The organism is Fulvivirga sediminis (assembly GCF_016757215.1).
Taxonomy (GTDB): domain Bacteria; phylum Bacteroidota; class Bacteroidia; order Cytophagales; family Cyclobacteriaceae; genus Fulvivirga; species Fulvivirga sediminis.
Genome location: NZ_JAESIY010000005.1, coordinates 241,407 through 260,595, shown reverse-complemented (window position 1 = coordinate 260,595; position 19,189 = coordinate 241,407). Strand labels below are relative to the sequence as shown.

The 19,189-nt window shown below is 37.8% G+C and carries 19 protein-coding genes and 1 riboswitch; of the genes, 9 read left to right on the top strand and 10 right to left on the bottom strand.

The window, feature by feature from the left end:
* Positions 1–327: 327 nt before the first annotated feature.
* Genes JL102_RS10835 through JL102_RS10810 form a run of 6 tightly spaced genes read right to left on the bottom strand, consistent with a single transcriptional unit; the run spans position 328 to position 6,062 of the window.
* Positions 328–1,023: a phosphoadenylyl-sulfate reductase gene (locus tag JL102_RS10835; protein ID WP_202244418.1), complete on the bottom strand. Its 696-nt coding sequence runs from the start codon at positions 1,021–1,023 to the stop codon at positions 328–330.
* Positions 977–1,573 carry a precorrin-2 dehydrogenase/sirohydrochlorin ferrochelatase family protein gene (locus JL102_RS10830; RefSeq protein WP_202244417.1) on the bottom strand — a complete coding sequence of 199 codons (597 nt, stop codon included), beginning with the start codon at positions 1,571–1,573 and terminating at the stop codon, positions 977–979. Before JL102_RS10830 ends, JL102_RS10835 begins: the two co-directional genes overlap by 47 nt.
* Before the next feature lie 5 nt (positions 1,574–1,578).
* On the bottom strand, positions 1,579–2,328 hold the full coding sequence (gene cobA / locus JL102_RS10825; protein ID WP_202244416.1) for a uroporphyrinogen-III C-methyltransferase: 750 nt from the start codon (positions 2,326–2,328) through the stop codon (positions 1,579–1,581).
* Positions 2,325–4,460 carry a HEPN domain-containing protein gene (locus tag JL102_RS10820; protein ID WP_202244415.1) on the bottom strand — a complete coding sequence of 712 codons (2,136 nt, stop codon included), beginning with the start codon at positions 4,458–4,460 and terminating at the stop codon, positions 2,325–2,327. The genes cobA and JL102_RS10820 overlap by 4 nt, the downstream gene beginning before the upstream one ends.
* A 57-nt stretch (positions 4,461–4,517) precedes the next feature.
* Entirely contained in the window at positions 4,518–5,699 is a 1,182-nt protein-coding gene (locus tag JL102_RS10815) for a trans-sulfuration enzyme family protein (protein ID WP_202244414.1), read from the bottom strand.
* Positions 5,700–5,714: 15 nt separating this feature from the next.
* A complete protein-coding gene (locus tag JL102_RS10810; RefSeq protein ID WP_202244413.1) occupies positions 5,715–6,062 on the bottom strand; it encodes a 4Fe-4S binding protein in 348 nt (115 codons plus the stop codon).
* Positions 6,063–6,325: 263 nt separating this feature from the next.
* Positions 6,326–6,429, bottom strand: a riboswitch (SAM riboswitch).
* A 211-nt stretch (positions 6,430–6,640) separates the two neighbouring features.
* Between JL102_RS10810 and JL102_RS10805 the strand changes: the two genes are divergently transcribed.
* Positions 6,641–7,690, top strand: a complete 1,050-nt coding sequence (locus tag JL102_RS10805; protein ID WP_202244412.1) for a M42 family metallopeptidase — start codon at positions 6,641–6,643, stop codon at positions 7,688–7,690.
* A gap of 19 nt (positions 7,691–7,709) precedes the next feature.
* Positions 7,710–8,339: a carboxypeptidase-like regulatory domain-containing protein gene (locus tag JL102_RS10800; RefSeq protein ID WP_202244411.1), complete on the top strand. Its 630-nt coding sequence runs from the start codon at positions 7,710–7,712 to the stop codon at positions 8,337–8,339.
* 18 nt (positions 8,340–8,357) lie between these two features.
* Here the strand turns inward: JL102_RS10800 and crcB are convergent, their stop codons facing one another.
* Positions 8,358–8,738, bottom strand: a complete 381-nt coding sequence (gene crcB / locus JL102_RS10795) for a fluoride efflux transporter CrcB (protein ID WP_202244410.1) — start codon at positions 8,736–8,738, stop codon at positions 8,358–8,360.
* 1 nt (position 8,739) lies between these two features.
* Positions 8,740–9,180, bottom strand: a complete 441-nt coding sequence (locus JL102_RS10790; protein WP_202244409.1) for a hypothetical protein — start codon at positions 9,178–9,180, stop codon at positions 8,740–8,742.
* A 193-nt stretch (positions 9,181–9,373) separates the two neighbouring features.
* Here JL102_RS10790 and JL102_RS10785 point away from each other — a divergent pair, with 193 nt between their 5' ends.
* On the top strand, positions 9,374–9,847 hold the full coding sequence (locus tag JL102_RS10785) for a DUF6232 family protein (RefSeq protein WP_202244408.1): 474 nt from the start codon (positions 9,374–9,376) through the stop codon (positions 9,845–9,847).
* Positions 9,848–9,907: 60 nt separating this feature from the next.
* On the opposite strand, the gene JL102_RS10780 is transcribed toward JL102_RS10785, so the two are convergent.
* Positions 9,908–10,960, bottom strand: coding sequence for a hypothetical protein (locus tag JL102_RS10780; protein ID WP_202244407.1), 1,053 nt, complete (start codon positions 10,958–10,960; stop codon positions 9,908–9,910).
* A 307-nt stretch (positions 10,961–11,267) separates the two neighbouring features.
* Between JL102_RS10780 and JL102_RS10775 the strand changes: the two genes are divergently transcribed.
* From JL102_RS10775 to JL102_RS10750, 6 genes are all read left to right on the top strand, one after another.
* Complete coding sequence (locus JL102_RS10775; protein WP_202244406.1) at positions 11,268–12,410, top strand: T9SS type A sorting domain-containing protein; 1,143 nt, start codon at positions 11,268–11,270, stop codon at positions 12,408–12,410.
* A 572-nt stretch (positions 12,411–12,982) separates the two neighbouring features.
* A complete protein-coding gene (locus JL102_RS10770) occupies positions 12,983–14,116 on the top strand; it encodes a T9SS type A sorting domain-containing protein (RefSeq protein ID WP_202244405.1) in 1,134 nt (377 codons plus the stop codon).
* Positions 14,117–14,186: 70 nt separating this feature from the next.
* Entirely contained in the window at positions 14,187–14,381 is a 195-nt protein-coding gene (locus JL102_RS10765) for a putative quorum-sensing-regulated virulence factor (RefSeq protein WP_202244404.1), read from the top strand.
* Positions 14,382–14,623: 242 nt separating this feature from the next.
* Positions 14,624–15,613 (top strand): hypothetical protein, encoded by a 990-nt coding sequence (locus tag JL102_RS10760; protein WP_202244403.1) that lies wholly within the window; start codon positions 14,624–14,626, stop codon positions 15,611–15,613.
* Positions 15,613–16,641 carry a S8 family peptidase gene (locus JL102_RS10755; RefSeq protein ID WP_202244402.1) on the top strand — a complete coding sequence of 343 codons (1,029 nt, stop codon included), beginning with the start codon at positions 15,613–15,615 and terminating at the stop codon, positions 16,639–16,641. The genes JL102_RS10760 and JL102_RS10755 overlap by 1 nt, the downstream gene beginning before the upstream one ends.
* The gene (locus JL102_RS10750; RefSeq protein WP_202244401.1) at positions 16,638–18,599 is read left to right on the top strand and encodes a hypothetical protein; all 1,962 of its coding nucleotides are present in this window, start codon (positions 16,638–16,640) and stop codon (positions 18,597–18,599) included. The genes JL102_RS10755 and JL102_RS10750 overlap by 4 nt, the downstream gene beginning before the upstream one ends.
* Positions 18,600–18,689: 90 nt before the next feature.
* Here JL102_RS10750 and JL102_RS10745 read toward each other — a convergent pair whose 3' ends face one another.
* The gene (locus tag JL102_RS10745) at positions 18,690–19,157 is read right to left on the bottom strand and encodes a hypothetical protein (protein ID WP_202244400.1); all 468 of its coding nucleotides are present in this window, start codon (positions 19,155–19,157) and stop codon (positions 18,690–18,692) included.
* Between the last annotated feature and the right edge of the window lie 32 nt (positions 19,158–19,189).

Genomic DNA, 19,189 nt, shown 5'->3' with positions numbered 1-19,189 from the left:
TATATATTTCTATGTAGTGCCTTTTAATATTTTCAAAAGGCTTTTTAATACTTTTTTGTTCTGCGATATCAGTACTCTTGAGTTAAATATTTTCCATAAAGTCTTAATGTAGGATCATAAGTTTCAAATCAAGGAGTTGACTTGCTTGTAGCAGTATGCTTTAGTTTTTTGTTTACTGTGGCGTTCTGTCAAGCTAATTTATCTCAAAAATAAAACGAATAACCAGATTTCTATTGTGAAAACAATAATAACCATACGCTAAAACCCGCTAAAGCATCTTTAGCGGGTTTAAACGTGCTATTAACCAGATGGATTGTTTTTTTTAGATTAGGCGTGTAGGCCGCACTCAGTTTTATTGAGGTTAGCCCAGCGGCCATCACGGCCTGTGCCTTTTTGAGTACAATGGCTACAGCCAATAGAGTCATACCCTTTTTCTACCAAAGGGTGCGAAGGAAGCTCATATATAAGTTTGTATAGCTCTACTTCTTCAGCAGTCATATCCAGAATGGGGTAGAACTTAACGATCTCATTCTTTTGCTCAAAAATACTGAGGTCTTTACGGTTCGCATTTTGATGGGCCATAAGCCCGGAAACCCAAAATTTATGCTGAGCTTTTATTTCATTGAGGGGTTCTACCTTATTAATGAAACAGCACAAATCCTGATTTTGTAAATAGGTTTTATTTTGATCGGTAAACCTATTTTTATTAGGCTTAGCTTTTACTTCTACGATATTCAAGTTCAGCTGCTCTGCCAGCTGATCCTTATACTTTACTGTTTCTTCAAAATGATATGAAGTATCTATAAAGTGTATCGGCTGGTCAGGTTTTACTTTGCTGATCATGTGCAGAAGTAGGGCTGAAGAACTCCCAAACGATGAAGTGATGAGAATGTCTTTCGGATTATGATCATTAAAAAACTTCTCCATTCGTTCTAATGGAGAAAGTTTACTGTATGATAAGTCAGAATCAGCCAAGTTACTTTTCAGATCCTCTTGAGGATACCAATTCTTTTGTACGTTCATTTAATATCTTTACTTTTTCCGCAAAACCCACATTTAATTTATTTCTGATCCCATGTAAATTCTGGATCAGACTATCTGTTTCTTCAGGCAGTATCTCTTCCAGCACTTCTCTAAAGCGTTTAGCGAAAGTGGGAGATTTACCATTAGTGGAGATGCCTACTTTGAGGTCTCCTTTGGTAACAGTAGAACCTAAATAAAAATCACAAAGATCAGGGGTGTCCGCCACGTTAGTGAGTATACCTTTCTGCTTCGCTAATTGATAAATTTCTTTATTAGTTTCTCTAATATCAGTAGCTAAAATCAATAGCTGAATATCTCCTTCAAGGTCTTGGGGTTTGAAAGGCCTTTCTACTAATTCAATATTCTCTTTGCTTTTGGCTATTTCTTTTATTTCATCCGATATATCAGTAGCTACCAGCTTCACCCAAGCTTCTGGGTTGTTTTTGAGCAGTGCCTCCAGCTTTTCTAAGCCTACGGCACCACCACCTACTAATAGGGTTCTTATCTTATCTATTTTTAGAAATATTGGGAATAGTTGATTTCTGCTCATTTTTATTATGATCTGGCTTGTGCATGTACTGGTTGGTGGTTGTTTAAATACTCACCAACTGATTCTCCTACTACTATTAATGCAGGAGCAGGAATATCATGACTTTTTTCTACTATAGTTTCTAAGGTACCTTCCACTACACTGCCGGTAGGTAATGACCCTTGAGAGATAATAGCTACTGGCAGGTGCTCTTTATTAAAAGCACTGTAAAGCGCTACAATCTCTTTGAGCTTTTTTAGGCCCATAAAAAATACCACGGTGGCGCTTGACTGTGCTGCTAGTACCGCATCTTTAGATAATTCACCATTGCGAGTGGTAGCTGTTACTACCCAAAAGCTTTCATTTACACCTCTGGTGGTGAGCGGTATGCCATAATAACCAGGTAGGTTAACACTGGAAATACCTATAACTACATCTGTAGAGATGCCGAAGCTCTCTGCGTAATCTAATTCCTCTTTTCCTCGAGCAAAAATAAAAGGATCACCCCCTTTCAACCGTACCACATGTTTGCCTTGTAAGGCATGGTCTACTATAAGTTGGTTGATCTCGTCCTGAGTAGAGCTATGTTTGCCTGAACGCTTTCCAACATAAATTTTTTGGCTGCTTGTAACAGCATATTTTAATAATTCCTTATTTACCAGAGCATCATAGAGAATCACTTCGGCTGAAGCGATAGCTTTGGCTCCTTTTATGGTGATTAATTCCGGATCTCCCGGTCCGGCACCTACTAATGTTAATCTTCCCGAATTGCTCATGCTCTGTAAGGGTTAAGTACTTCTTTATCTAAGTTTCCATTTTCTAGTTGTTTTTTTCTAATAGCTATTACTATAGAGAAAAACTCATCCGCTTGCTCTAAATAAGATTTGGCAAACGCTTCAGAAGGCTCATTGTCGTTGATTTTTAATACCTTTTCTTCAAAGGTTTTTCCGAAATCAACTTCTCCGTTTTCGTAGAAATAGGTGGTGAAATCTTTAATAATGCCTATGTGAGTATTACATTTCACATCTTTGCTTAGTAAAAGTGCTTTAGCGCCAATCACCTGTGCGCTATAGCTGTGATAGATAGAGTCTGCATAATAACCCTGCTCTAAAGCTTGTTTAGCTTTCTCTAATCTTTCGCTGGCATCATTTATAATAGTGCCTACCATGTCATAAGTAACTCCGGCACATTCTCCAGTACCTATCTCAGGAATAAAGTTGTCTGTTTCGCCCCAGTCTTTGTAATCATCATTGGTGATGGTTTCAAGGTTAGCGAAGGATTTAAGAAGATCGTAAAAATATTTTTTACCTTGTCTTACATAATAATCATTGAAGTATTCACCCTCATTTCCATTTTCTTCATAGTCATTGAGTAAACTTCTCACCGCATCAGGTATTCTTTTGGTAGGTAGTTTTATCACTTTATCCGCTACAAAGCCTTTGCCTGTTTCATCTACTCCGCCGCCAATTACTACTTGCAAGGCAGGTATTACTAACTCTCCATGCTTAATAGAACTGCCATGAAAGCCAATATTGGCGATCATATGCTGTCCGCATGAGTTCATACAGCCACTTATTTTTATTTTTATTTCGGAGTCTTTTACCAAATGGTTGTACTCCTTGTAAATAAGATCTTCTAATATTTCAGCTATGCCTGTGCTGTTAGTCACTCCCAAGTTGCAGGTGTCAGTGCCGGGGCAGGCTGTGATATCAATGATAGAATCACTACCAGGCTGGGCCAGGTTGAGGGAAGAAAGTACCTGATATATATAAGGTAAATATTCTTTTCGGGCAAATTTTAAAATAATACCCTGGCTAATAGAAATTCTGAAATCATCAGCCACATATCCGTTTAGCTTAGCTACTAGCTGGCGTGCAGCTTCTGCTTGTATGTTTCCCAAAGGCAGCTTTATTTTTATAGCATAAAAGCCTTTTTGCTTTTGCTCAAATACATTGGTAGAAAGCCATTCGTTGTAAAGAGTTTCATCAGGCTGAGCGAAAACAGGAAGTGCTTTCTCTTCAGGAATGATAAAACGATCTTCTGAAATTTCTACAGGAACGCTATGGTTAGCTAAGGATTTTTGAACTTCCTGAGTCAGTTCTAGAAATTTCTCTAAGCCAAGTCCTCTTTTTTCTTCTATGAGGAATTTCATCCTGGCTTTGAATCTTTTTTCTCTTTCTCCGTATCTGTCAAAAACCCTAAGGCCGGCTTCTATTAAAGGAATGATTTTATCTTCAGGTAAAAATTCATAGGCAGTTGCCGCCAAGAATGGTTGTGCTCCCAGTCCACCACCTATTACTACTTTAAAGCCTCTATTGCCATCTTTAATTTTTGGGATAAAGCCAAAGTCATGAATATAGGTAAGCGCAGAATCCTTTTCGCTGGAAGAAAAAGCCATTTTTATTTTTCTTCCCATCTCCTGATTAATGGGGTTTCTTAAAAAATACTGAGTTACAGCATCAGCATAAGGAGAAACATCAAAAGGTTCATTAGGATCTATGCCTGCAATATCTGAGGCTGTTACAGTTCTCACCGTGTTACCGCAGGCTTCTTTAGTAGTTACTCCTGTTTCTTCCAGCTTAGCCCACATTTCGGGGGTGTCTTCCAGGTGCACATAGTGTAGCTGAATGTTTTGACGTGTAGTGGCGTGCAGGTTTCCGTTTGTATATTGCTCTGAGAGGTGAGCTATTCTTACCAGCTGTTCTCCAGTGAGCTTTCCATAAGGTAATTTGATACGAAACATTTGTACTCCCAGCTGCCTCTGTCCATAAACACCGCGGGCTAACCTAAATGCTTTGAATCGCTCCTCATCAATTTCTCCTCCTTTAAAAGCCGAGATTTTATTCTCCAGCTCTTTAATATCCTTTTGAGCTATTTTAGAAATTTTGTCATTAAATGTTACGCTCATATTCCTTCTTGTTAATAGTTTCTGTTTAGTGGTAGTTGGTTATGTTAGTGTAATCTGCTATTGAGCAGATGCCGTTAAGGCATTTTCGATATCTTCTATAATGTCATTCACGTTTTCTAACCCGGCAGATATTCTTACTAATCCAGGTGTAATGCCCACATTGGCTCTTTCTTCATCGGTGAGTTTAGAATGAGTGGTGGAGGCAGGGTGCGTGGCTATGGTTCTAGAATCTCCCAGATTGGCTGTAAGAGACAGCATTTTTAGGTTGTTTAAGAATTTTCTCCCTCTATCAATGCCCCCTTTTACCTCAAAAGTGACTAATCCACCGCCTAGTTTCATTTGCTTTTTGGCTAGCTCATGTTTTGGGTGAGACTTTAAAAACGGATATTTTACTAACTCCAATTCTTTATGTCCTTCCAAATATTCAGCTATTTTTAAAGCATTCTCGCAGTGTCTGTCCATTCTTATGGCTAGAGTTTCTAAGCTTTTAGAAAGTATCCATCCATTAAAAGGAGACATGGCCGGGCCACTATGTCTGGCAAAAAAGCGAATTTCTTTGATCAGGTCTGCGTCGCCTACAATGGCACCTCCCATGGTTCGGCCCTGTCCATCCATAAACTTGGTGGCGGAGTGGGTAACGAGGTTGGCGCCAAACTTAGCTGGTTGTTGCAAGTAAGGAGTTGCAAAACAGTTATCTATATTTAATATTAGATTATGCTTTTTCGCCAACTTGCCTAGCCATTCCAGGTCTATAATGTCTAAGGCAGGGTTAGACGGCGTTTCAGCAAAAATCATTTTAGTGTTTTTATTGATTTTAGCTTCCCATTCGTCAGGGTTGTTAATGTCTGCATAGGAGTGGGTGATGCCCCACTTAGGGAAAATCTGAGTAAAAATCTGGTGTGTAGAACCAAACACTGAGCGTGATGCCAATACATGGTCGCCACTTTGAAGCAGAGCAGCCATGCTACAAAACATTGCTGCCATGCCCGATGCTGTAGAAATTCCATCTTCAGTGCCTTCTAATAAGCAAAGCTTGTTTATAAACTCATTATTATTAGGGTTTGAAAAGCGGGTGTAAATATTACCTTCCTGTTCATCAGCAAAAAGGGCACGTGCCTGTTCTGCATCTTCAAAAGTGAAGCTGGAGGTCATATAAATAGGAGTAGAGTGTTCTCTAAAAGGAGATTTTTCGCTCTGACTTCTTATTGCTTGCGTTTCAAAATGTTTGTAATCTGACATATGAGTTTTTAAAAATTAGGAGGCGTGTAGCCATTGTTGTTTGTCTTCTAGTTCTTCGTTGCTCTCTTCATAGTCTGGGTCAGGTACGCAGCAGTCTACGGGGCATACGGCAGCGCACTGAGGTTCTTCGTGGAAGCCCACACATTCGGTACATTTTCCAGATACTATATAAAAGAATTCTTCTGAATAGGGCTCCTGAGGTTCATCTCCTGGGATTTCTGATCCATCTTCCAGTTCTACTGATCCAAGCTCAGTGCCGTCTCCCCAAGCCCAGGGAGATCCGCCTTCGTAGATGGCTGTGTTAGGGCACTCGGGCTCACAAGCTCCGCAGTTAATGCATTCGTCTGTAATATGTATTGCCATTTTTATTCTGTTTTTATGATTGAAAAATACGAGATGTGGTGTTAGCGAAAGGATATAGAATAGCCACGTAGGCTAATTATCCTAAGGCTATGTGCTAAGGTTAATATGAAAATATTAGCTTAGCAACAACAGCAACAACAACAGCACATGTTGATGTTGATATTGAAAAAAGTACAAAGAATTGATGTGAAGCAAGAAATGAATTGCTTTGCTGTGTTTCGGAATTCTGATTTGATGTTGTTGAAAGTGCTCATTGTTCAGTCAATTTATATTCTCCCTTAGGATCAGGATTTGGCACCTATATCATTTTTGATTGATGGTTGCCAGAGGATCTTCGAGCCTGTCTCTCACCTCTTCTTTATAAATCAACTACCAAATAGAGTAATTGATACTGCAATATAAAGAGCTTATTTTTAAAACCACAAATTTTAAAGAGTATTTTTTGAAATTTAGTGAATGCTATATTCTGGTGTTTTGGTACAGCTTTACTTAAATATTGAAAGGTTTGTAAACAGAATATATGCGTTATTGGTTAATATTGACCAGGTAATGAATTCACTATTATAAAAAGTAAACAAATGTCAGTAGACGTAGCATTATTAAAAAAGATATGTGAAGCTCCTGGAGCTCCCGGATATGAAAGCAGAATAAGAAATCTTGTAATAGAAGAGGTTACTCCCCTTGTAGATTCTGTAGAGGTAGATAATTTGGGTAATGTAATCGCTTTAAAAAAGGGCGCTTCGTCAGATAAAAAAGCAATGGTAGCCGCTCACATGGATGAGATCGGTTTCATAGTTACTCACATAGATGATAAAGGCTTTGTTCGTTTTACTACACTGGGAGGTTTTGACCCTAAAACACTTACCGCTCAGAGAGTAATTATCCATGGTAAGGAAGATGTTATAGGAGTTATGGGTACAAAACCTGTGCATGTAATGGAGCCTGAAGAGAGAACAAAAATGCCAAAGATTAAAGATTTTTATATTGATCTGGGTATGAGTAAAGAAGAGGTGGAGAAAGTGGTTTCTGTGGGTAACCCTATTACCAGAGAGCGGGAGCTGATTGAAATGGGAAACTGTGTGAACTGTAAATCTTTAGATAACAGGGTTTCTGTATATATACTAATAGAGACTCTAAGGAATTTAAAAGATCATCCTTATGATGTGTATGGCGTGTTTACCGTTCAGGAAGAAGTGGGCTTAAGAGGGGCTAATGTAGCTGCTCATACTATTGATCCTGATTTTGGTTTTGGTTTGGATACTACCGTAGCTTATGATCTGCCAGGGGCAGCCTCTCACGAGAAAATAACCGCTCTGGGAGAAGGTGCAGCGATAAAAATTCTTGATGCCATGACTATCTGTGATTATCGTATGGTAGATTACATGAAGAAAACGGCCACTGATAATAATATAAAATGGCAAACAGAGGTGCTTACTGCAGGAGGAACAGATACTGCAGGATTACAACGAATGGGTAAGCGAGGAGCAATATCAGGTGCCGTGTCAGTGCCCACCCGACATTTACATCAAGTAATAGAAATGACGCATAAAGAGGATATAGATGGTAGCATTGCCTTATTGAAGGCATGCCTGGATTCTCTTGATAAATACGATTGGAAGCATAAATAATTATAAATAAACAGAAAATATGAAACGTAAGGCAGGATTAATATTTGCAATACTCTTAATATCTAGTGCAGTAATGGCGCAAAAAACTGCTAACTCAGTGCGAGTGGTAGGTATGGTGTTACATGCTGATAATAGAGAATCCTTGCCTTACGTTAGTGTTCAAATAAAGGGGACCATGTATGGTACCTCTACCGATAACAGCGGATATTTTACTGTTTTTATAAATCCTGGAGATACACTAAATTTTTCTTCTATCGGGTATAATCAAGGGGTGTTTATTATGCCTTTTGAATTGCATTCTGATCATTATTCTTTAGTGCAGCTGATGAGAAAAGAAACAGTTCTTCTAAATGAGGTAGTTGTTTTCCCGTGGCCTTCAGTAGATAGTTTCGAAAAGGCCTTTTTAGATACTAAGCCTAAAAAAGGTATGGAAGACTTGGTGCATGAAGTAAAAAGGGATATAAATAAAACGGTGGATGAAAATACAAAATCGGATTATTATTATGATCAAATGAGGTATAACCGATTGTATGAGCTTACCGGCCAAATGCCCCCTAATAACTTTCTTAACCCTATGAGATGGTCTAACTTTTTTAGAGATTTAAAAGAAGACGAAATCAGTAATAAAAGAACTGATGAAGATGAATAAGCTGATGTTGTGGATGGCTTAAATCATTGATTTCCCCACGGCTTGACCTGCAAATACAGCAATAAACCCTAAAATAATACTCCCTATTAAATAGAGTATTGATGTGGAATAAGCCTTTTGTTGGAATAGATAGAGGTTTTCGTACATAAAGGAGGAAAAGGTGGTAAAGCTGCCGCAAAACCCAACGGCAAAAATGAGTCTTAGGTGATCATTGGCCAAGTTTGCTTTGGCTATAAAACCCAAGAGCAAGCCTAAAATTAAACTCCCTACAATGTTAACCGTAAACGTACTCCAAGGGTATAAAGACTCTATTTTTCTATCAATAAGATAGTAGGTGAGGTATCTGCAGGTACTGCCTAAAAAGCCGCCAAGCCCAACTAGTAATACATTTTTTAGCATTTTATTTTATAGCTTTTCTTGGACATTTCTTCTTTAGATACTGAATCACCTGCGGGTAATCAGTATGTTCTTGATAGGAAAGGTTTAAAACCTTTCCATTATCGAACTTAATGGAAACCTCTTTAAAAGTGCCAGTTCCCGTTTTTACAATTGCTTCTTTCCATGAGATAAGTTGCTTAAGGGTGTATTCAACTGTCTGAAAGCGAATAGGGTACTTTATGCTGATCTTGTTTTTGCCAACTGTTATCACTTTATAACCCCACACCACCTTAATAGCCAGGCCTATTCCTATAGGGTATAGTAAAGCTACCAGTGCATACTGATACCAAACAGGTTGGCCCTGAAGCATGGTGTAAGTAATATACGTGGCCAGACCTACAGCTAAAACTATAAACAAGCCTAGCGAAAACAGGGTTCCTTTTTTTGGTTTTGCTACTATCAACGTGATTTCGTTTAAATGCAAATAAACGAAAAGGAGTAAAAATCACACCTTATTGGGGAATAAATTACTCGTGGTAAATACATTGGCTACTGTTTTTTATGGAGAAAACGGCACAATGGCTGTCGGCACCTAATTTGTCTTTAAATTATCGGTAACATCTAAACCAAACCAATTCAACTAAAATTTGAAACAGATGAAAAACGAAGAAATAATATATACTGATGGTCATGGTGTGAAAATTACAAGAGACAAATTTTACACTGAAAAGCAAGCTTATAATCTTGATGGTATTACTAATGTAAACTTGCAAAGAATTCCTGCTAGCAAGGTGCCAGGTGTGTCTCTTTTTATCCTTGGCTTTTTAGGTATAGTTCTGGGTTCTATGGAGATGTTTACAGACCTGACATATACTACAGAAGAGGCTATTTACCTAATCGACTCTAACATGCTATCGATAGGTTTGGGTGTAGCGCTTATTTTTGGGGGTATACTATGGATGATAGTAGCGAAAGATAAGTATGCTGTTGAAATAAGAACAGCAGAGGGAGATAAAAGGCCTATAATAAGTAAAAGTAGAGAATATGTGGCGCATATAGCTGGTTCACTAAAAAAAGCATATTATAGGTATGTTAAAAAAGAAAAAGTAGAAACAGTAATTGTCAGCTAAGTACAATGAATTATTCTAATCACTAATAAGGCTTGGTAAATCACCAAGCCTTATTTTTTACTATTCTTTTATAGGAAACTGATAGGGGGGATTTTGCTGAAGCACGGTTTCCAAACTTACCTTTAACAGGTTTCCCATAGAGTGGCATTTTAAAAATTCTGGATTGTTGTAATGATGGTAAAGATCTGTTTTTAGGGTTTTTATATTCTCTGGCGTAGAAATAGTGTCTTGACTCATCACCCGTAGTAAATGTTTTATTTTTAATTTACTTGCTTTATATCTGGTACCTATGAGAAAGCGCTCTTCCTTTTGATATTGCTTTACAGTTTCTGGAGTCATACAGTTAATGCCCATATGTATAAGAGGGTTGTTTTGCTTGAAATATTGAGGTAAGTAAATGGATTTTCTTCCTTCATAAGATTGCTGGTCAAAATCTATAGCTCTTATTCTGTAATCTACGTCTTCAAAATCAGGGGTAATGTCTATTACAAAATTGCTGGAATGCATGTCGCCCAAAAGCCTTACAAAACACCTCTCATTAAATTTCACAAATTCCTTTGATAACCTAATCTTGTTCACGTTGTCACTGTTAATATGGTGCTTCATAAACTGATCACCAGGAATGCCTACTATGTGTTCTTCTATTAAAGTATCTCTATCTACTACATAGCTGATTCTGTTGGGAGATAACAGATGCTCAAGCTCTAAACCATAAATTCTGGAGGCATCAGCATTTTTGATGTAGAAATAATCAAAGTTATCATTGATTTGGTTGACTATTCTGGCCCTGAAAGGCTGTGTGTTTCCATATACACAGAGGTCTATTCTGTCTACGAATAAGTGTTGCATTACAGAAAGGTCTCCGTCCGCCTTTATGATGGCATAAATCTTCTTCAGGCTATCATGAATATGAACCATATCAGCCTGCGGATAAAATACCGTTTCCCACAAGGTGTCCTTATCATTTTTATCTAGTAGAGAGATTGAATTATTGTATCGCTGCAAATCAGCATAAGAAATAGGCAGGTCTATTTCCCTATCGTTCTCTTTAAGGTACCCTCGTAGCAGGTTAGACACTGTATAAGTCTTCTTTTTCTTGCTGATTAATGCCATGGTCCGTTCGTCTGTTTACCCTAATTTAAATATTCTTTTATTAACGGCCGTTTCTATTACAGGTGTAACGAATCATGAATCCAATGTATTTTAAATTTGAATAATGCGTTTTATAATCCTTATATCATCCTTTTTTCTTAATGTATATTTCCAATCTGCGGAAGAAAATTCTATTATGGGATAATTTTATTTGTTATAATTTGCTTTATATTTCATAAGTGATTGATAATGAGTGTTTGTTTGTGTTTTTCCGAATTTGGATTGGGTTTTGTAAAATCCAATCTAAACGAATAAAAAACTGCAAAAAATGAAAAAATATTACACAGCTTTGTTAATGATCTTAATCGGATTTTCAGCTCAATCTCAGCAAAAATATACTTCAAACAATAACTACAAAGGCACTTGGGAAGCCGCCTCTACATGGACTAAGAGTGATGCTGGTATGGCTAATACTCCAGGGGAGAATGCAGGATCTTCTTACATCATAGATATTTTTGGAGTTATCAGAAGAGCAGGAGATCTTACTTTTTCAGGTAGCGCAGCTGTCACCCTTACTGATACTTTGTGGGTTGAAGGAAATCTTACGGTTACTGGTGGTGCTACGCTAACAATCGAAGATACAGGTCTTTTAATCGTGGAAGGAGATCTTGATACAGGAGGAGGTACACTTACAGTAAATCGTGGTAGAGTGATAGTGAAGTCGAACCTTAGTTCATCTGGTGGATCAGGTATAGAAAACCCTGATGGCGGAAGTAATGCTTTCTATGTATTCGGAAGTACTTCTAGAAACGGTGGTGCAGAATTTAATGGTAGTAGAAATGCAGCAGATGGATATTTTTTAACAGAGGAAGACTTATACAATAATGATCCTTCGCTTTACAACTTTGTTACCACAGGTACCCTTCCTGTAGAGTTCTTATATGTAAACGCTGTTTCTGTAAATAATATAGTGAAAATATCTTGGGCTACCGGTTCTGAGTTGAATAACGACTTTTTCACAATAGAGAGATCAATCGATGGCCTTACTTTTCAAGAAATAGGTACAGTAGATGGTGCTGGAAATAGCGCAGAAACTATAGAGTATCTTTTCGAAGATTACTCTCCTAATAACGGAGTAAACTATTACAGAGTAAAACAAACAGATTTTGATGGTAAATACGATTACTCAGTGTTAGTGCACATTTTTAATGAGCAAGTGAGAAGCTTAGAAGTAACTGCTTACCCTAACCCAGTTACTGATCAGCTGAATGTAAGAGTGGATGGTTTTGGCTCAGAAGAGGTGATGATTCAATTGACTGACAGCCGAGGTATGAATGTTTTCTCTCAAACATATGACGCTAATTTTGACAACGTAGCCAAGATCAATGTATCTGGACTTACTAAAGGAATTTACATAGTGACTTTAAAATCAGCACTATACACTTTAACTAAGAGTGTAGTGGTGAGATAAAATATAAAAAGAAGCAGTTTTTTGTTTATCGGCCTGTCTGGTTTTACCAGCAGGCCTTTTTTGTGTTTAGGATAATAATTGGTGAGTATCATAACGAATAGCATTAAGGCTAAATCGGCTTAAATGGGATTTTCTCAATATCGCTTGTGCAGGTAAGTATGTAGAGTAGTTGTCAGTGGCTATAATTGATATTTAGCTCTATCTCACTAGCAGTTATAGGGGGTTTTGAAATGTTTAGGAACCATAGCTTTTTCTCCTTACGGATAATTGCTACACATTGGATTTATCAATCTTTTTCTTTTCTGTAAAAAAGATGTTACAAGGGTATGTTGAAATTGTAGGCCTGATGTTTTATAGAAAAATGTAGCATTTAAGTGCATAAAATATACATTCCACCGGTAGGTATTTTTCCGTTTTATGGAGGTAAAAATGATTTTTTGGAATCCAAATATTCCACCTTACAGAATGGTTTAATTGTAAGTATTTGATTTTAAGGCGTTTAATTTTTTGGTTTAGGTATGGTATTTCATTTGAAAGTAGCAGATCAAACGTAAACAAAACTGCATAATACGATGAAAGCTTACACAGTAATTTTCTTAATGATTATCTCAGGAATAGCATACGGACAAAATGGCTATAATTCAAAAAACAACTTTAGCGGACTTTGGTTAGACGATAATGCCTGGAATAAAAGCCAGATTTCGATGGCGAATAACCCTAGTGCTAATGTTGGTGGATCAGTGGAATATGTAGATGTTTATGGTGTTATTACAAGGGATGGTGATTTAACTCTTGGAGGAGGTGCTATAGTTACTGTATATGATACCTTATGGGTGAATGGAGATTTAACAGTGGGGGGAAGCTCTAATTTGAGGGTAAATAACACAGGGTTGTTGATAGTTAATGGAAATTTAAAAACTGACGGAGGTACTGTTACAGTAAATGAAGGAAGAACCATAGTGAAATCTAACCTAGCGGCTGGTGGTGGTTCTGATGTCTATAATTTAGAATCAGGTGTAAACGCTTTGTATGTATATGGAGATGTTAGCCCAAAAGGAGGTGCAGAGTTTAATGATGGAGCCGATCCAAATATCCTTTCAGAGACTGATCTTTTTAATAACGATCCTTCTCTATATAATTATGCCATGTATGGAGTACTTCCTGTAGAGTTCTTATATGTAAATGCTGTTTCTATAAATAATATGGTGAAAATAGCTTGGGCTACAGGTTCTGAGTTGAACAACGACTTTTTTACAATAGAGAGATCAATCGACGGTCTTACTTTTCAAGAAATAGGTAAAGTAGATGGTGCTGGAAATAGCGCAGAAACTATTGAGTATAACTTCGAAGATTATTCTCCTAATAATGGCGTAAACTATTACAGAGTAAAACAAACAGATTTTGATGGTAAGTACGATTACTCAGTGTTAGTTCACATTTTTAATGAGCAAGTGAGAAGCTTAGAAGTAACTGCTTACCCTAACCCAGCTACTGATCAGCTGAATGTAAGAGTGGATGGTTTTGGCTCAGAAGAGGTGATGATTCAACTGACAGACAGCCGTGGTATGAATGTTTTCTCTCAAACATATGACGCTAATTTTGATAATGTAGCAAAGATGGATGTGTCAAGGTTTGAAAAGGGAATTTATATAGTGACTTTAAAATCAGAGCTATATACATTAACAAAGAGTGTGATAGTGAGATAATTTGATAAAGACGCAGCTTTGTTTACGGGCCTGACTAGTTTTGCTAGCAGGCCTTTTTATATTTGTAAGTATGGATGGGATAGATATGAATAAGGCCAGACAGGAAATGGCCGAACTTTTAGAATATAGAATGCCTTTTGGTAAGTATAAAGGGACTAAATTAATGAAGCTCCCTGTAGATTATCTCGTTTGGTTTAAGCAAAACGGCTTCCCGGCCGGTAAGCTCGGGCGCTATCTTCAAATAGTGCTGGAGTTCAAAGGTTAAGCTCTCTATAGTCTTCTTTTTTATTCTCAGATTAGTTTTAACAAGTTAGGCAAACTCATGTGTTTGGGGCTGTGTTGATATGGCAGTTTTTTTATTTTTCAAATCATATTATGTGCTATGATTGACTCACTTAAATTATTTTCTGTAGTAGAATATAGAATAATTTAAATCAGTATAGTTGACTGACTGGATAACTTTAATTTACTTTCCGTCTAAATCTAAATTGAAAGCCTAAACTTACTATGCTCGGATCTCCTATATTGGAAGTGGTAATAGGAATAGTTTTTATTTACCTGTTATTTAGCTTGCTCTCTACTATTGTCAATGAATTAATAGCTTCTATATTCAGACTACGGGGTAAAAATCTGAAGTCGGCCATAAGAAGAATGCTTGATGACGATAGGAGTCAACAGCAGTTATCAGCAGATTTTTATAACCATCCACTCATAAAATACCTAAGCAGAACTGATAAAAGTTTGCCTGCTTATATAGAGCCCAAAGCCTTTTCTAAGGTTTTGATAGAGATTATTCTTTCTGGCAGGAAGGTGGCTAAAGTAGGCGGTGTGGTTAAAGGTACGGCAGATGATATTTTCCATAAGATAGAGCAGTTGGATATGGAAGGTGAGACAGTGGAGCTGCTTAAAACTTTTGCCAGAGAGGCAGGTAATGATTGGAATGTTTTTTCTGATAAACTGGAAAATTGGTTTGAACAGACCATGGATAGAGCAAAAGGCTGGTATAACCGAAAGCTCAAGAAAATAACATTTGGCATAGGCCTGGTGATAGCGCTTGCTTTCAACATAGATACAATTCAGGTATACCAGATTTTAAATAGAAATGCGGAGGTACGAAAATCAGTTTTGGAGTCTGCCGCTAATTATATTGCTTACGCCAAGTCAGATTCTGCCTATACTCCTGGCGGAGATATGGATACTACCACTACTGTGGGGCAGGTAAGTAATAAGTTAGGTAAGTTTTTAGATGAACAGATTCAGCCAAATACAAATATGCTGGGGCTGGGGTGGAATGATGAGAGCCTGCGCGGTTGCGACGCTTCAGTATCTGGGGTAGTCTGTGTTGTTTTGAAGCTGGCCGGGTGGTTCATTACTGCACTGGCCATATCCTTAGGGTCACCTTTTTGGTTTGATTTATTAAATCGACTTATTAGCCTAAGGGGAGTAGGGGATAATCCGGAGAAAAAGGAGCGTAAGACAATAAAACCTGTGGGCTAATGATGAAGGTGCGTTCTATCAGAGACGTCTTTATTCGGTCTAAAGAGCCTTTTCCTTATGATTGGAATAAAAAAGGTGTGCTTTATGCCAATCAGAACCTTGAGGTGATTCAAGAAGTGAAGGGCGGCGTTATTCAAGATAACGCTGTATGGTATGAAGATAAGAATGGAGATTACTATTGGAGCGGGGGCTTTCAGAAGATAGAGGAGCCCGAGCTTATAGAGTTTAAACATCTAATTGATTATTCACAGTTAGTCAAAATTAATGGAGAACTGCCTGCTTTAGGCTCTAGAAAAACAATAATAGCTATTTTAGATACGGGCATTCAAACTCACCCTGACCTGGAGGAGGCCGTTCTAGAGCAAAGAAACTTCGTCTCTGATAATGATGGGGCTATCCTTCCATGGCACGGTACTTTTATGGCCGGTATTATAGGAGGCAGAACTTTATTGACGCGAGGAGTGAAGGGCTTGGCCTCCAACTGTGAAATTCTCGATTACAAAGTGCTAAAAGATACAGGTAGCACTGATATGGATGCTGTGAAAAAGGCTCTGGAATATATTTTACATGGAGGTGGACCTCAGCCAGATATTATCAACATGAGTTTTTCTGTAAGGCCTGGGGTAATAGATTCGCTGATGGCGGAAATAACTGCAAAAGGTATTTTAGTAGTAGGTGCTGGAGGTAGGGATAATTTATTCAAAGACAATAACTGCTCTTTTTTGGCTAAAATACCAGGTGTGATCTCTGTTGGAGCTGCAGAGTCAGTGTACCTAAGTAATAAGGAGAGTAAATACCCTGAGCAGATAGATTTTGTATATCATAATATGAAACAATGGTCTACTTACACTAGTCCATCTTTCTATTACCAGGATCAGGGAGATAGCATCTATACGGCTATTACCAGTGGCTTGCTGGCCAGAGAAATTTCTTTTAATGATCAGGCTGATGTGTTTTCCTTATTAAAACAAAAGGCCTTTAATATTTCTGAATTCAACCCGGAAACCCTTAAAATATATAAATTATGAAGTATATAGCGCTTGCTGTAATGGCGTGCCTCTTTATATCAGTATCTAGGGCTCAAAACCCATATTATGATGCTCTATTTTTGAAGCGATATGGTGAGTTAAAAAATGGAAAAGCTAGTATTGATATTAATGGAATCAATGGTGCTGATACATTGCAACTGAACAACATTTCAGCTCGATATGTGGAGGAAGGGAATAATATTGAGGATATGTTTAATTCTACCAGTGATAATCCTTTTATTTCTATTGTGCCGGGTAAAAAGTCTCAAGCTTCTTCTCCTTCCTCTTTTTTGTCAGGAGCTCTCAATGCTGCTGGTGCAGTAGATGTGACCACTATGGTGGATGGAATGGCTAAGTTTCTGGTGGAGCGTACTAAGCAAGAATTGTCAATTGCCTTTTTTAATGATTTTAAAGAAAAATTAGAGGCTGAAGAGCAGTTAAGATTGCTGTTTCCGGCTACTTACCAAAATTTGAAGGTAATTGGAGATGAAATTTATATGTTTTCAGGGTACATAGAGATGCTTCGGGAAGGATTTAAGAAGGATATTTCAGGTATACTGATCAACATGCGAAAGCTAGTGAATAGTGATGCTATGAAAGCTGCTTTCGAAGCTTTTCCTCCTTTGAAAACCATGCTTTCAGGAGGCTTGTACTTGGCTGATCAGCTGGGAGAGGGGCATCATATTGGTGATGCTATACATAGTTATGTTATTAATGATGAGATTCTTGCTGATAGTCTTAATCTACTTGAGCCAGATGTTTTTGGTACATTAGTGGTCTTTGATTTTGTTTCTCAATCTTTAAGATATGCTAATCCTGAAACAAGGTATTGGATTTCTTTTGATGATATGCAGGCCTTTAAGGATGAGCTTACTTTTAAGATATATTTAGGGTTGCTATTTCAGCAGTTGCATTTGTATGAAAGACAGCGAGGGATTAAGCTTACTTTGGTGGGAAAAGGCGTTAGAGATCTATTGCGTGAGGGGGCTTCAAGCTTAGTGAAACTTTCCAAATTAAGAGATAAGGTTATTGTTCCTGTATTAAGTAAGGGTGCTAGGGTAGATAAGAGCTTTATTCAAATAAAAGAACTTAATAATCATCCTGAAAAAGGAGCAGAGTATCAGAATTACCATCAGCTTTTCAGCGCCTCTTTGGATTTTATGGAGACATCTCAAGGGGTGTATCAAAGTTTGGTGGATGGGCATGAGCTTCAAGAGCTGAGTAACTATATCATGTCATTTCGGTATTTGAGTGATATGCATATGGATATAAGTGAGAAGCAGTATGTTTCTGCTATTTCTGATTTGGCTAGTTGGTATAGAGACTTTGTTATTGATAGAATTACAGAAGGGCCGCTGAAAGAAGAGCACGAGGCATTTTTGAAGGCATTTATTAAATATGGAAATTTTGCTGCCATAGTGGCTAAGGCCGAAACCAGTGACGAGGTGCAGCAAGCTATAGAGGCGGTGGCTCTGCCTGTGGGTAGCTCTCGCATAAAAAGGTATACCTCTTTCAATGTGGCTCTTAACGCTTATGTGGGGCTTTATGGAGGCTATGAAAATATTGAAATCAATGATGAGGATAATTACCAGTTGGCAGCTGGCCTGTCCGCTCCGGTTGGGGTAGCTATGAGCTGGGGAGGGAAAGGCTCGTCCTTTTCAGTATTCTTGTCATTGATTGATATTGGCAGTGTGGCTTCTTTTAGGTTTAATGATGATGCCACCGAGAGTGTGCCGCAGATTCAGCTAAAAGATATCATTTCTCCAGGAGTTTTTGGCGTATATGGTTTTAAAGATGTGCCGCTATCAGCTGGTGCCGGTTATCAGATAGGTCCAAGGCTACACGAGGTTACGGTAGATAATGCTGATATGGTAAGTGAAACCTATGGCCGTTTTTCAGTTTTTCTGGCTGTAGATATTCACATAATAAACTTTCATTCGAAAGCTAAAAAGGATTAAAAATAAAATTAGAGCCTCAGATTAGTGTATTATTAATCGAAATAAAGTCAATCTGAGGCTCTATAAATGTTTTGTGTAAAACGCTTGATGTTACTGGTTTAAAGTGGCCTCTGCATTTTTCATAGCCTCTTCCATTTGCTCGTTTACCTTTATGATGCTTTCTTTTTGATCTTGATAGTATTCCATTACTTTGTCATGATCGGTATTGTCTTCTTGTGGTTCAAATTTATGCATCCACTCCATCATAGCTTCATCGGCTTTTTCCAGTTTTTTAATGGCCTCATGGTATTTTTCAAGATCATTTTCAGTAGCCTTTTCCTGATCTTTACCTATGTCATATTTTTCTTGAAGCTGACCTTTTAATTTCATCAGGCGATCCATCTTGGGCATAGCCTCATCATGTACATCCATCACTTCATCATACAAGTCTTTTTCGGCCCTTTTTTCTGGCGGAACCTCCTTGTTTTCAATTTCTATATCCCTGTTTTCCGTGAATTTGCCTTTCTTACATGCAATTACAGATAGCAATATGAATACAATAATCTGAATTTTTTTCACTTTTGAGTATATTTAATTCGAGGCAAAGGTAT